The organism is Roseibium album (assembly GCF_965233825.1).
Lineage (GTDB): Bacteria > Pseudomonadota > Alphaproteobacteria > Rhizobiales > Stappiaceae > Roseibium > Roseibium album.
Map to the genome: position 1 here is coordinate 3091591 of NZ_OZ247583.1, position 11974 is coordinate 3103564.

General features: G+C 56.7%; 14 protein-coding genes and 1 tRNA gene. 10 read left to right on the top strand and 5 right to left on the bottom strand.

Going from position 1 to position 11974, the window contains the following annotated elements; all coding sequences use genetic code 11:
• Positions 1 to 48: 48 nt before the first annotated feature.
• Positions 49 to 663, bottom strand: coding sequence for a DUF3124 domain-containing protein (locus tag ACO6TI_RS14285; protein ID WP_422385146.1), 615 nt, complete (start codon positions 661 to 663; stop codon positions 49 to 51).
• Between ACO6TI_RS14285 and ACO6TI_RS14290 the strand changes: the two genes are divergently transcribed.
• The 10 genes from ACO6TI_RS14290 (at position 662) to ACO6TI_RS14335 (ending at position 7480) form a co-directional block, all read left to right on the top strand.
• Positions 662 to 874 (top strand): hypothetical protein, encoded by a 213-nt coding sequence (locus ACO6TI_RS14290; protein WP_055111731.1) that lies wholly within the window; start codon positions 662 to 664, stop codon positions 872 to 874. The two genes, ACO6TI_RS14285 and ACO6TI_RS14290, sit on opposite strands and share 2 nt — an antisense overlap.
• Before the next feature lie 134 nt (positions 875 to 1008).
• The gene (locus ACO6TI_RS14295; protein WP_055111733.1) at positions 1009 to 1446 is read left to right on the top strand and encodes a DUF2948 family protein; all 438 of its coding nucleotides are present in this window, start codon (positions 1009 to 1011) and stop codon (positions 1444 to 1446) included.
• A 46-nt stretch (positions 1447 to 1492) separates the two neighbouring features.
• On the top strand, positions 1493 to 2794 hold the full coding sequence (gene hisD / locus ACO6TI_RS14300) for a histidinol dehydrogenase (protein WP_422385147.1): 1302 nt from the start codon (positions 1493 to 1495) through the stop codon (positions 2792 to 2794).
• Between the two features lie 26 nt (positions 2795 to 2820).
• Entirely contained in the window at positions 2821 to 3324 is a 504-nt protein-coding gene (locus ACO6TI_RS14305) for a UPF0262 family protein (RefSeq protein ID WP_104703332.1), read from the top strand.
• A 5-nt stretch (positions 3325 to 3329) separates the two neighbouring features.
• On the top strand, positions 3330 to 3782 hold the full coding sequence (locus ACO6TI_RS14310; protein WP_029064072.1) for a low molecular weight phosphatase family protein: 453 nt from the start codon (positions 3330 to 3332) through the stop codon (positions 3780 to 3782).
• A gap of 104 nt (positions 3783 to 3886) precedes the next feature.
• The gene (infA, locus tag ACO6TI_RS14315) at positions 3887 to 4105 is read left to right on the top strand and encodes a translation initiation factor IF-1 (protein WP_006939340.1); all 219 of its coding nucleotides are present in this window, start codon (positions 3887 to 3889) and stop codon (positions 4103 to 4105) included.
• Between the two features lie 42 nt (positions 4106 to 4147).
• Positions 4148 to 4774 (top strand): Maf-like protein, encoded by a 627-nt coding sequence (locus tag ACO6TI_RS14320; protein WP_029064071.1) that lies wholly within the window; start codon positions 4148 to 4150, stop codon positions 4772 to 4774.
• Positions 4775 to 4814: 40 nt separating this feature from the next.
• The gene (gene yacG, locus ACO6TI_RS14325; RefSeq protein ID WP_055112699.1) at positions 4815 to 5015 is read left to right on the top strand and encodes a DNA gyrase inhibitor YacG; all 201 of its coding nucleotides are present in this window, start codon (positions 4815 to 4817) and stop codon (positions 5013 to 5015) included.
• Positions 5016 to 5358: 343 nt separating this feature from the next.
• Positions 5359 to 6969, top strand: coding sequence for a bifunctional metallophosphatase/5'-nucleotidase (locus ACO6TI_RS14330; RefSeq protein WP_422385148.1), 1611 nt, complete (start codon positions 5359 to 5361; stop codon positions 6967 to 6969).
• A gap of 435 nt (positions 6970 to 7404) precedes the next feature.
• Positions 7405 to 7480, top strand: a tRNA-Phe gene (locus tag ACO6TI_RS14335).
• A 467-nt stretch (positions 7481 to 7947) separates the two neighbouring features.
• Here ACO6TI_RS14335 and ACO6TI_RS14340 read toward each other — a convergent pair.
• The 4 genes from ACO6TI_RS14340 to ACO6TI_RS14355 all read right to left on the bottom strand — a co-directional run bounded on the left by ACO6TI_RS14340 (position 7948) and on the right by ACO6TI_RS14355 (position 11969).
• Entirely contained in the window at positions 7948 to 8172 is a 225-nt protein-coding gene (locus ACO6TI_RS14340) for a hypothetical protein (RefSeq protein ID WP_422385149.1), read from the bottom strand.
• A 622-nt stretch (positions 8173 to 8794) separates the two neighbouring features.
• Positions 8795 to 10219, bottom strand: a complete 1425-nt coding sequence (locus tag ACO6TI_RS14345; protein ID WP_422385150.1) for an ABC transporter ATP-binding protein — start codon at positions 10217 to 10219, stop codon at positions 8795 to 8797.
• Complete coding sequence (locus tag ACO6TI_RS14350) at positions 10219 to 11034, bottom strand: ABC transporter permease (protein WP_422385151.1); 816 nt, start codon at positions 11032 to 11034, stop codon at positions 10219 to 10221. The genes ACO6TI_RS14345 and ACO6TI_RS14350 overlap by 1 nt, the downstream gene beginning before the upstream one ends.
• Entirely contained in the window at positions 11034 to 11969 is a 936-nt protein-coding gene (locus ACO6TI_RS14355; protein WP_422385152.1) for an ABC transporter permease, read from the bottom strand. Before ACO6TI_RS14355 ends, ACO6TI_RS14350 begins: the two co-directional genes overlap by 1 nt.
• Positions 11970 to 11974: the final 5 nt, after the last annotated feature.

Here is an 11974-nt window from a genome sequence, read left to right on the forward strand (position 1 = left end):
CCTGAACTTGATCCGCCGGCGGCTACACTTGAGGGGCAGGCGAACCGGTTATTCCGCCTGCTGACGTGCGATTACACGGCCCCTTGAGGTAAAGGAGGGACCGGGACCGCCGCTGCCGCTTGTCATGATCGCCTCGGCAATCGGGCCGAGAGTGGGTTTGCCGGCCGTCCAGACCACTATGAAATTTGCCCCGACGCCACCGCTGGTATCGTTGATCGGAATAAGCACGGTCTTTGACTGCAGCGGCGCAAGTTCGAACGGAGCTTCAAGCAGGCTGCGCAGCAACTTTCCGTCTTCACCGTGGTAATCGACCCTGGTCAGTGTCAGGGTCGTATCCGGATCGACATTATGCACCGCAAGCGTAGTTGCGAGCAGGTCAGAACGGTTCGGATAGGAGAAGATCCTGGAATAGGCAGGCACATAGATCGTTTCGCCAAGAACCTTTTCGGTGACGTCCTGTGCTGACGCGGCAGCTGTCCACAAAACAGCAAGACTGAAAAAGAGGCCGGACAGCGATTTGAACATGGCATTCCTGACAGCGAAGGGTATTTTGACCTGAACGCACTGTCCTAGATGCTTGCAGCGATTGCAAGCCAGCGCGGCCAGCGATATTGGCGCGGCCATCATCGGGCAGACAATCTGGCGAAGAGCGAGGGAATACATGGGTGCACAGACAATCAGGTTCCTGATCCAGGTTTGTTTTGCCTTGGCTGGATTGCTGGCGGTTGTGTTTGTCGCTTCGCCCTTCGGACCGACACTTGGTTTTTTTCTTCTGGTGTTCGGTCTCTGGCTTGGTCGCAGGGTGTTCAAGCGCATCGCAACACTCGATGAAATCAGGCAGGATCTGCGTCAGCGCGTGGATGACGGCCCCTGACCCGCCCTGTCGAAGTTATTCGGCGTTGCAAAACGCTGATTTCCGCTTTAGGTCATCTCCCTTGGGATAATGCCAGACACGCCCTATATGCGGTCTGCCGAAAACAAGACTAACCGGATCAGAATCAGACCGCTATGGATCAGCTGAAACTTGCCGCCCTCGACCAGGAAGACCTGCAGGTTCTTTCCACCCACTTGCAGGACGCCGTAATGACGGTGGCGGACATCCGCTTTCTGCCGAAGGAGAAAAAGGCGGTCTTCATCGTGAACCGCTTCGTTTGGGACAAGGAGGCGGACAAGCGTACGAGGGAACACGAGCGTCGCAGATCCGCCCTTGCTGTCGGGCAGGTGACAGGCATGAAGGTGCAGAACATCCGGCAGGAAGCCAAGGGCGTGGTGCTGGAATTACTGGCTGTCACGTTTGAGGCAGCAGATGAGCCTTCAGGCAAAATCCAGCTCGCTTTTGCCGGTGGTGCCAGCATTGCGCTGGACGTGGAGTGCATAGAGGCGCAGCTTTCCGACCTCGGTGCCGCCTGGTCGACCCCCAACCTGCCGCAACACGACCTCAGCTGACCGATGATCGGGACTAATTCGGTGCCTGGCACCGTTTGTGATGGAGATGCGCGTGGTTCTACGCCTAGACAGCACCGAAACGGGATTTGAGGAACGGTTCCAGGACCTTCTGGCGGGCAAGAGGGAAGTCTCGGAAAATGTCGACCAGGTGGTTCGCGACATAATCGAAGATGTTCGCGCGAACGGCGACAGGGCCGTACTGGACTATACCGCAAAATTTGACCGGCTCGATGCAGCCGGCATGGCGGAGCTCACAGTCTCCAGGCAGGAAATTGAGAAAGCAGTGAAGGAAGTGCCGGCGGAAACGCTGGAGGCCCTGCAATTCGCTCATGACCGGATTCATGCGCATCATTCTCGCCAGGTGCCCAGGGACGAACGTTATACTGATGACATCGGTGTGGAACTGGGGTCGCTCTGGACAGCGATTGAGGCTGTTGGCGTCTACGTGCCTGGCGGTCTGGCAAACTATCCGAGTTCGGTGCTGATGAACGTCGTTCCGGCGCGTGTTGCCGGTGTCGATCGCATCGTGATGGTCGTGCCAAGCCCGGACGGTGTTCTGAACCCGCTCGTTCTAGCGGCCGCCAGTGTTGCCGGCGTCACCGAGATTTACCGTATTGGCGGTGCCCAGGCCGTCGCCGCTCTTGCCTTCGGTACTGAAACCATTTCTCCGGTTGCCAAGATCGTCGGTCCCGGCAATGCCTTTGTTGCTGCTGCAAAGCGCCGGGTGTTTGGCACCGTCGGCATCGACATGATTGCCGGGCCTTCCGAAGTCCTGATCGTTGCGGATGGCGACAACAATCCCGACTGGATTGCCGCCGATCTGCTGGCTCAGGCCGAGCACGATACGGCCGCCCAGTCCATTCTGATGACAGATAGCGAAGATCTGGCCGTTCAGGTGGAAAGAGCAGTGGAAGCGCAGCTGAAGACGTTGCCGCGCGAGCAGGTGGCAAGGGCCAGCTGGCAGGATTTCGGTGCGATCATTCGGGTGGAGAACCTTGAGGCCGCAATGCCGCTGGCCAACCGGATCGCACCCGAACACCTGGAGCTGGCTGTTGCCGATCCGGAAGATCTCTTGAAAAAGGTGCGCAATGCGGGGGCAGTTTTTCTCGGGCACTATACGCCGGAAGCGATTGGTGATTATGTCGGTGGCTCCAATCACGTGTTGCCCACGGCGCGGTCTGCGCGGTTTTCCTCAGGTCTCTCCGTTCTGGAATTCGTCAAGCGCACCTCGATCCTGAAGTGCAATGCGGATAATCTGCGGGCTCTTGGCCCGGCGGCAATCACACTGGGCGAATCTGAGGGGTTGTCGGCGCACGCGCGCTCTGTTTCCATCAGGTTGAACATGTAACGGAGATTCTAGGAGGCTTCTCGCACATGAGCGATACGCAACCGGAAACCAGTTCGCAATCCGCCGGCAGTCGGCTGGTGGATATCGTTTTGGACGAAGCCTCCATTGCGCGTTCCACCCCGGAAGTCGAGCATGACCGGGCAGTCGCGATCTACGATCTGATCGAGGAAAACAGTTTCCAGCCAGTGGGGCACCCACCCGCGAAATATGTTCTCGACCTTGCGGTTGTCGAAAAGAAACTGGTGTTTCGCATAAGAACAGATGACGAGCGTGAGGTCGTCACTCATGTCCTGTCACTGTCGCCGCTTCGCAAGATCGTCAAGGATTATGACCTGATCTGCGAAAGCTATTATGAAGCCATCCGCCATGCGACGCCCAGCCAGATCGAGGCGATCGATATGGGGCGGCGCGGAGTTCACAATGAAGGATCGGTTATCTTGATGGAACGGCTGGAAGGAAAGATCGCGGTTGACATGCAGACAGCGAGACGCTTGTTCACGCTGGTCTACGCCTTGCACTGGAAAGGCTGAGACAAGTGACCGGGCCGGGCCTTCGTCCGACTGCGGTTCTGTTCGCCTGCGGGATGAATTCCGTTCGCTCCCCGATGGCCGAAGGTCTGATGCAGAAACTGTTCCCCGGCCGGATCTACGTGCGCTCTGCCGGTGTCCGGCAAGGCAAGGTCGACCCCTTCGTGGATGCGGTAATGGCCGAGATCGGTGTCGATATGGGCAAACATCGGCCAAAGACCTTCGAAGATCTGGACGAATCTGGATTCGACCTGATTGTCACCCTGGCACCCGAGGCCCACCACAAGGCTCTCGAGATGACCAGGACGGATGCGATGGACGTGGAATACTGGCCAACCATGGATCCGACACTTGCAACGGGGAGTCGCGAACAGATCCTGAACGAATACCGGACCGTGCGCGACCAGCTGATGATGCGAATCAAGAAACGCTTCGACTGGTCGCCATCGGCGGCCGACTGAGTTTTCTTTTTTGTAAGGATCGGAAAGAACTGTTCACATTCTGACAGTAATCCGTTAGTTTCCCCGGCACCCGCGGGCAGGACCCGCTTTATTCAGGATATCAAATGGCTAAAGAAGAAGCTCTGGAGTTTCCGGGCGTCGTAACAGAACTCTTGCCGAATGCGACGTTCCGCGTAAAACTGGAAAACGATCACGAAATTATCGCTCACACGGCAGGGCGCATGCGCAAGAACCGAATCCGCGTTCTGGCGGGCGACAAGGTTCTTGTCGAAATGACCCCTTACGATCTCACCAAGGGGCGGATCACCTACCGCTTCAAGTAGCGGTCTTTTCAAGGTGGTTCCGGCTGCAAGGCTCTTTCTCCCATGACCGATGATTCTCCGCTCATTCTGGCATCAGCTTCGCCGCGCCGCCTCGCGCTGCTGCAGCAGATCGGGCTCGATCCCGATCACCTCATGCCCGCCGACATTGACGAGACGCCCAGGAAGCATGAAACGCCCCGCAGTCTTGCACTGAGGCTTGCCCGCACCAAGGCCGAGGCCGTTCGCCAGTCGGCGGATGCCTCACCGGAGCTCAAAGGGGGTATCGTGCTTGCAGCTGACACGGTCGTCGCTGTCGGCCGTCGTGCGCTGCCGAAGGCGGAGCTGACCGAGCAGGCACTGATGTGCCTGTCGCTTCTTTCCGGCAGGGGGCATCGGGTCTTCACCGGTGTCGCCGTTGCAGAAGCCAACGGCAAGGTTCGCTCCAAGCTGGTTGAAACACGTGTCCGGTTCAAGCGCCTGTCCCGCATGGATGTCGATGACTATATTGCGTCAGGAGAATGGCGAGGCAAGGCGGGTGGCTATGCGATCCAGGGCCTTGCCGGCAGTTTCGTCGTCAAACTGGTGGGATCTTATCCCTCTGTTGTCGGACTGCCTCTGGTCGAGACGGCGAACCTTCTGAGTGCAGCCGGCTATCCGGTTCATCAGGGCTGGGCGACAGCTGCCGCCTGATGGCAGATAGGGGCAACCCGGCCAAACACTGCGAGGCATGATGACCGTAAATGACAACGAGACATCGGTTCGGCGCATGCGTCCTTGTCCGATCTGTTCGAAACTGTCGACAAGGGAAGACTACCCCTTTTGCTCGGACCGCTGCGCCAAGGTGGATCTGAACCGCTGGTTTTCAGAGGGTTATACGATCCCTGTGGTCGAAACCGACGACATCGACGAGAGCAATATTCCCGAAGACTGACTTTCCGGACACAAGCCGGACTGTCCGGATCTCCGCATCGGGAGCGCAGTCCGGAATTCCCACGTCAGACATTTTACCGAATTCTCGCGTCGAGTTGGTGCGCGAAGCTTCTCCGGTTAAATTAATTTTTCTTTATCTCGCGCCGTCCACTTGCGGTGGCAACAAATCTGTTCAAAGATTTCGGGCACCGGCTGACCCGGCCCGATTTCCCGGTAGTGACAGGAGGTTATGGCGCTGTGAATTCATGCGCTCCTGTGACCAATCGGAATATCGAGCTCGGCAGGTGCGATGCCCGCCTTTTGCGCGGAACCGAAAAACAACCAGAATCCAGGGCGAGGGTCCGATGAAGAACCGATTTCTTACCGCTGCAGTGTTGTCTCTCTCGACGGCGCTGTCTTCGGCTGCATATGCTGATTATTCACTGTCGATACTGCATTTGAACGACCTGCATTCACGTATTGAGTCGATAAACAAGTACGATTCCACATGCGACGCGGAGGACGAAGCGGAAGGAAAATGTTTCGGTGGTATTGCCCGTATCAAGACGAAACTCGACGAACGCCGCAATGCGCTCGAAGCAGATGGCAGGAATGTCATTGTCGTAGACGCAGGTGATCAGTTCCAGGGTTCGCTGTTCTATACGACGTACAAGGGCGACGCGGCGGTCGAATTCCTGAACGAAATGAATATTGACGCCATGGCGGTCGGCAATCACGAATTCGACGATGGCCCGGAGGGTCTCGCCAATTTCATCGGCAAGGCGACGTTTCCGATCATTTCCGGTAATATCGAGGTCAGCGCCGAGCCGCTGCTGAAAGGCAAGGTTCCCGGCATCGTCATCCTGGAAAGGGGTGGCGAAAAAATCGGTATCGTGTCCGCTTTGGCCGAAGACACGGTCGATACATCCTCACCGGGCGATGGTGTCCGCTTCATTCAGGCCGAAGACTATCTGAAAGGTGCCGTCGAGGGTCTCGAGGCTGCCGGTGTCAACAAGATCATTGCAGTCACTCACATGGGACTGCCACGGGATATGGAAATTGCTGCGGCCGTTCCCGGAATTGACGTGATCGTCGGAGGACATTCTCACACGCTACTTTCCAACACGCAGGAAGGTGCGTCAGGTCCCTATCCGGTTCTTGTTACAAATCCGGAAGGCAAGGAAGTGCCCATCGTTCAGGCGTATGCCTACGGAAAGTTCCTCGGCGAACTTGATGTCACCTGGGACGATGACGGCAATCTCCTCAAGGCCGAGGGCGAACCGATCCTGCTGGATGCGTCCGTGACACCGGATGAAGGCTTCGCGGGCCGGGTTGCCGAATTGGCTGCGCCGATCGAGGAACTGAAGGGCAAGGTCATCGGATCCAGTGAAGATGTCATCGACGGTGACCGCGGCTCCTGCCGCGCTGGCGAGTGCCAGATGGGCAATCTCGTTGCCGACGCCATGCTTGACCGTGTCATGGACCAGGGTGTCCAGATCGCAATTCAGAACGGTGGCGGTTTGCGCGCCTCCATTGATGGCGGTGAAGTCACCATGGGTGAGGTCCTGACGGTTCTGCCGTTCCAGAACACCCTGTCCACTTTTCAGCTCAAGGGAGCGGACGTCGTAACGGCGCTGGAAAACGGTGTCTCCCAGGTCGAGGATGGCGCGGGCCGCTTCCCTCAGGTTGCCGGTCTGAAATACTCCTGGACGCGCAAGAAGGATCCTGGCGCCGGGCGTGTCCTCGTTGTCGAAGTCATGGAAGACGGCAATTGGGTGCCGCTTGATCCGGAAAAGGTCTATGGTGTCGTCTCCAACAACTACATGCGCGGTGGCGGTGACGGCTACAAAGTCTTTGCCGAAAACGGCATGAATGCATATGACTTCGGGCCCGGACTGGAGGCGGTGGTTGCCGACTACCTCGCAGCGCGCAACGGCTATGCGCCCTACACCGATGGCAGGATCACCGAACAGTAAAGTGTTCCCCCGAACGCCAATTGAAACGCGCCGCATGCCGGCGCGTTTTTTTTTCGGTGTTTGGCGTTTCGAGAAACGAAGCCTGTTCAACCCGGCACCGGCAGAACGAAGTTCTGTGCGCACCGATTACCCCTGACCGGGTGTAAATGCCCTGATATTGCATGTGCCGGAACGGATAGGCACCCGGCGCTGTTGACGCGCGCGCACGACAATCTCGTGATGTGCATCCATGCAATCACCTCATCCCGCTCGAATTTCGCCATGTCGCAAAAAAATACGTGTTTTCAGCATCTTGAACTGAACTGTGGTTTTCCCCAACCCTGCTGGCAGGAGCGGGCAAAAAACTTTGCCAGAGTGCTGGACAAGGTCTGAACCAGCCTCTATAAGGACCGGGCTTTCAGCGAACGGGGGCTTTTCCCGACCCAAGCAAAGCGCGCCCAGATAGCTCAGTTGGTAGAGCAGCGGATTGAAAATCCGCGTGTCGGTGGTTCGATTCCGCCTCTGGGCACCACTCAACTTTCTGAATTTCCTTGCCTTTTTGTTTGCGTGCACTGTTCAAGCCTATTGGTTTGACAGTTTTGGCTCGTCGGTTGTTCACTTCTGCCCCAAAGATCTTCCCAAAGCTGGCCATTTTACGCCTCAGATCCGCGCTCCTTCAGGAGTGCGCGTCCTTTGCTTCAGTCGTCTGTCCAGGTCCGTCTACGGCAGCGCGTTCGTCCAACCCGGTTTCCCTGAGTTTTGTCGCCAAGACGTGTCGCAAGCCAGAAAGCTTCAGGTCGGGTTGCACTCAGCTGTCCGCTTGCAGCGCGAGGCGCATATTGCGCCAGCATGCCCCGAAGCCCGAAACCGTCCACGAGCGACCTGCAAATAGCGTAACTGCGTCAGTTGCCGGCGCTGCTTCCACCGCATCCCTTGATGGTTCGATCACAGGCCAACAGACTGGAGTGCCAGTCTAGAGCGCATCCATTGAATGTTGGATCATTTGACCGGCGCGCTTTCTTCGGCTGCCCAGGCGGCTTGTGTGCAGCGGTGTACCCCACCACAAGCGCAAGCCAACGCAGTCATCGGGAGAAAGAGCCCGGCCCTTCGGGTGCCGGAAAGCAGCGCATCGGCAGCGTTGCGCCACTTGACCGATGCACCACATCGCCCTTCGTGACGCGCCTTGCCGAGTGACCTGCTTTCCGGCATCAAACGAACCAACATTCAATGGATGCGCTCTAGAATCGCTTGGTTGAGATCGCTCCAGCCTTGCAAAAGGATTTGGGTAGTGTCGGCGCTGAAGTACCCCCAGGAATGCGGACACTCACTTAGTTTGCCATTTTCTGTCTGCTGATCTTCATCACCAGGGAGATTGGCGATGTCGAAACGGAATCAGCATTGCCCGGAGTTCAAAGCCAGATCGCCACTTGGCTCTTGGACGGGTGTCGAGCGCAGTCAGTCCATGTCCTTTGTCTGGACGGATCGTCTGCGCCGAAACTTCATACGCATATCGATGGATGGAGTTCTACAATCTTAAACGCCCCCATTCCGCTCTTGGCGGCCGGCTTTCAGCAGCGGTCCATAGGCTGCGAAAGAATGAAATCCAACCAGGACAGCGGAAACAAGGAGCAGTTCAATTTACGATAAACTTGTCACGTGATTGGTGAGTAGCTCACTGTTCAGCTTTGACATGCGGCGGTGTCGGAACAAGTTGATGTCATCCGGAAACAACTTGTGGGCCCGGAATGAGCCATTGGCTTTCAATTTCCAATGTGGAGCCTGCAGACAAAATCTGACTCGTGAAACGAACCAGGCTTCGGGCTGGTTTTCGTGGAGACGAGAGACGCTAATCATAGCTTTTGAGCGATAGACGACCCTCATGCGAGATTTCAAAAACACGATTCGCGCGTTTGCGCAAAACGGTTTCGTTGTGAGAAATCAGCAGAACAGCAGAAGAAAATTGTGACGAATATTCAGCTATGACGTCGATTGCGAGCCGTTGTATGGACATATCGAGGCGTGAAGAGGGTTCGTCACAGACTAGAAAACTTGGTTGAGCCAATAGCACGCGTATGATCGCAAGACGCTGCAACTCTCCACCACTCACTTGATCCGGCCGCCGCAGGAGCAAATCATCCGTCAATCCAAGCCTCGACATCAATTCGGTTCTGATATTGGCTCCGGCACTTTGCGGCGTGAGTTTGTCGAACACGTCCCGCAAAACAAGGTTTGGTGGAAAGGACGTTACGGGGTTTTGAAACAGCTTCTGAAACTTTGTGCGTCGCTTCCGGATCAACGCGGAATTCAGGTCTGAGCCAAACCATTGCACTGTCCCCGACTGCGGTTTTTGCAGTGCGAGACAGAGGTCTCCAAAGGTGGATTTCCCGGAACCGCTCGGACCCAGTAGACCGACGATTTCGCCGCCATCGATCTCCATCGTTGCTTCACTGAGGATTGGGGTGGTGCGCCGATAGCCAAAAGTGACATCTTCCAGACGCACGACGGGGCAATGTGGTTTTTGCGGTGTTGCGGGAGCCGTTGGCCAGTTTTGCGGTGCGCTGCGGATCAATTCACGCGTTGCCTCACTTCGCGGGTTGGTGAGCACCTGACTGGCCAGCCCCTGTTCGGCAATCAGGCCATCCCCCAAAACGATGATGTCGTCGGCCAGAGCACTTGCCACCTCAAGATCGTGGGTAATGACAATCAGGCCGCGACCGGACGTCCTGAACCGGCCAAACAAGTCGATAATCCGCTTCTTGTTGCCACCGTCGAGCCCCTTTGTCGGCTCATCGGCGATGACAAAACTGGCACGCGCGACAAGTGCCATGGCGATCATGATACGCTGTTGCATTCCGCCGGAAAGCTGGCCGGGGATCTTTTTCAGATCATCCTGGTCGAGACCAACCTCCGCGCTGATCGCGCCGGGCGACTTGCAGGAACACGCAGGGTCGCCTCGCCAACGGAACACTTCAGCCAACTGTTTGCCGACAGGCATGGTTGGATTGAGTGCAAGTGCCGGTTCTTGCGGAAGGACAAAGACATGGTCTTTCCAAAGTGGCCCGTCTGCGGGGGAGCCATTGAGACAAACATCTCCGGTCATGGCCATCCCGGGAACCGGCAATCCTGAAAGTGCAGCTGCAAGGAGTGACTTTCCCGAACCTGACCGCCCGACAACACAACAGGTTTTCCCCTGCTTGAAACGCAGGTGTGGAACATCCAGCGACAATTGTCCTGCAGACAGTTTGAGATTGCGGGCCTCAAGACAATGCATCAATTCAAGCCCGGTTTGGCTTTGGGCATTGATTGCGACAGGATAAGCAAGGCAAGCACTACCCAGACTATCGCGAACACCGGTGCTGCCAATTGAACGGGTGAAATTTGCCAGTAGACGCGAAGATCATTGATCATCATGCCCCATTCCGCCTGGGGTGGTGCAATTCCGACGCCGAGAAATCCAAGAGTGGCAATCGCCAGAACGATGCGCCCGACGGAGATTGCCCCCAGTGACAAGAGGTAAGGCAGGATCACGGGCAGAACCTGCAGGCGGAAAATTGTCCCCCCGCTGGCACCTGCCAGGCGGGATGCAAGCACATGGTCGCTGTTCACAATTTGCTGCCCCACGGAATAGGACAAACGAAAGTATTCTGGCCAGGCGACGATCCAGAGTAGAAAAACGATCACCATCGCACCACCGCCCAGAACATCTGCCAGGAGAAGTGTTACCAACAGGCCTGGAAGGGCGTAGACCGCATCGGAGAACATCACGAGTGAGGTGGAGATCATTCCGCCAGTCCACTGCGCGATCCCGGCCAAGATGCACCCCAGGGCAATGCTGAAGACAACAACGGCAATTGCAATGCCGGCTGAATATCGCGCACCATGAAGCAGCCTTGCAAGGACGTCACGACCAAGCTGATCTGTGCCCAATGGGTGCTGCCCGCCAGGCGGTGAAAGAACCGAGAGCAGGTTTTGTGCATTGGGGTCCACTGCATATAGCAACGGCCCGAAAGTGGCTGTCATGACGAACAAGAGCGTCAGTGCAATGCCTAGTTTCCAGGGCCTACGCGCTTCGCTGACTTGAGACATCACGCGGCCTTGTGATAGATACGCCACGTCAAAAGGTCGCTTAGTGTTGTGCAGCAAAGATAAAACAGCACGAGCGCCAAAACGAGACCCTGCATCAGCGGCACATCCAGCGCTTTGACCGCGTTGATCAGCGCCCAGCCCAGACCGTGATAGTTGAAGACCGTTTCGATAACGATCACATCGTAAATCAGGAACATGAAGACCACGGGAAGATAATTCAGCACTGGGCGCAGCGCATTTTTCAACCCATGCCGCCAGAACAACTCTCGCTCCGGAACGCCGCGTATCAAGGCGTGCAGCATAAAGGGTTGCAAACGGACATCAATGACGGCTGTCCTGACGACGCGGCTCAGCAAACCGGAAATCGACAGGGCAATCGTCAGAACAAGCACCCAGAGACGTGCCCATCCTGATGTGCCGCTGAGTGTTGCAAGGCCGAGTTCGACCACGAAAAGTTGCGCCATGACGATAGCAACGAGGAAAGACGGAATTGTAGAGATGGCGGCACTAAAGACCGTCAATATCGTGTCCAGGTGGCTGCCTGCAAAACGCGCGCAGACATATCCGGTTGGAACCGCCAGGGCGACACCTGCGATGAAGCCCCAGAAAACGGTTCGCAAAGAATTCTGACCGTGGTGCGCGATATCGTGCACCACGTCTCGCCCGGTCACGAGCGAGACGCCAAAATCCAGTGTCAGTGTTCCGGCCAACCAATCGGCATATTGAACCAGTATCGGGCGGTCCAGCCCATAGGACTGACTGACCACCTCCGCCAGTTGCTGATTTGGTTCAGTGCCGGAAAACCTCGCTGCCGCGATCTGGATGGCAATGTTTTCCGGAAGGAGATGCACAGCCCAAAATGAACACGAAGCGACAAGCAACGTGATGGTCAGGATGAGCAGCGCCTTCCTCGCCAAAAGTGCGGCAAGCGTCATTCAGC

What these genes read in the sequence shown, in the direction of transcription:
- ACO6TI_RS14290 (WP_055111731.1), top strand. Translation starts at nt 662, where the DNA reads ATGGGTGCACAGACAATCAGGTTCCTGATCCAGGTTTGTTTTGCCTTG.
- ACO6TI_RS14285 (WP_422385146.1), bottom strand. Translation starts at nt 663, where the DNA reads ATGTATTCCCTCGCTCTTCGCCAGATTGTCTGCCCGATGATGGCCGCG.
- ACO6TI_RS14295 (WP_055111733.1), top strand. Translation starts at nt 1,009, where the DNA reads ATGGATCAGCTGAAACTTGCCGCCCTCGACCAGGAAGACCTGCAGGTT.
- hisD (WP_422385147.1), top strand. Translation starts at nt 1,493, where the DNA reads ATGCGCGTGGTTCTACGCCTAGACAGCACCGAAACGGGATTTGAGGAA.
- ACO6TI_RS14305 (WP_104703332.1), top strand. Translation starts at nt 2,821, where the DNA reads ATGAGCGATACGCAACCGGAAACCAGTTCGCAATCCGCCGGCAGTCGG.
- infA (WP_006939340.1), top strand. Translation starts at nt 3,887, where the DNA reads ATGGCTAAAGAAGAAGCTCTGGAGTTTCCGGGCGTCGTAACAGAACTC.
- ACO6TI_RS14320 (WP_029064071.1), top strand. Translation starts at nt 4,148, where the DNA reads ATGACCGATGATTCTCCGCTCATTCTGGCATCAGCTTCGCCGCGCCGC.
- yacG (WP_055112699.1), top strand. Translation starts at nt 4,815, where the DNA reads ATGACCGTAAATGACAACGAGACATCGGTTCGGCGCATGCGTCCTTGT.
- ACO6TI_RS14330 (WP_422385148.1), top strand. Translation starts at nt 5,359, where the DNA reads ATGAAGAACCGATTTCTTACCGCTGCAGTGTTGTCTCTCTCGACGGCG.
- ACO6TI_RS14340 (WP_422385149.1), bottom strand. Translation starts at nt 8,172, where the DNA reads ATGTTGGTTCGTTTGATGCCGGAAAGCAGGTCACTCGGCAAGGCGCGT.
- ACO6TI_RS14345 (WP_422385150.1), bottom strand. Translation starts at nt 10,219, where the DNA reads ATGCATTGTCTTGAGGCCCGCAATCTCAAACTGTCTGCAGGACAATTG.
- ACO6TI_RS14350 (WP_422385151.1), bottom strand. Translation starts at nt 11,034, where the DNA reads ATGTCTCAAGTCAGCGAAGCGCGTAGGCCCTGGAAACTAGGCATTGCA.
- ACO6TI_RS14355 (WP_422385152.1), bottom strand. Translation starts at nt 11,969, where the DNA reads ATGACGCTTGCCGCACTTTTGGCGAGGAAGGCGCTGCTCATCCTGACC.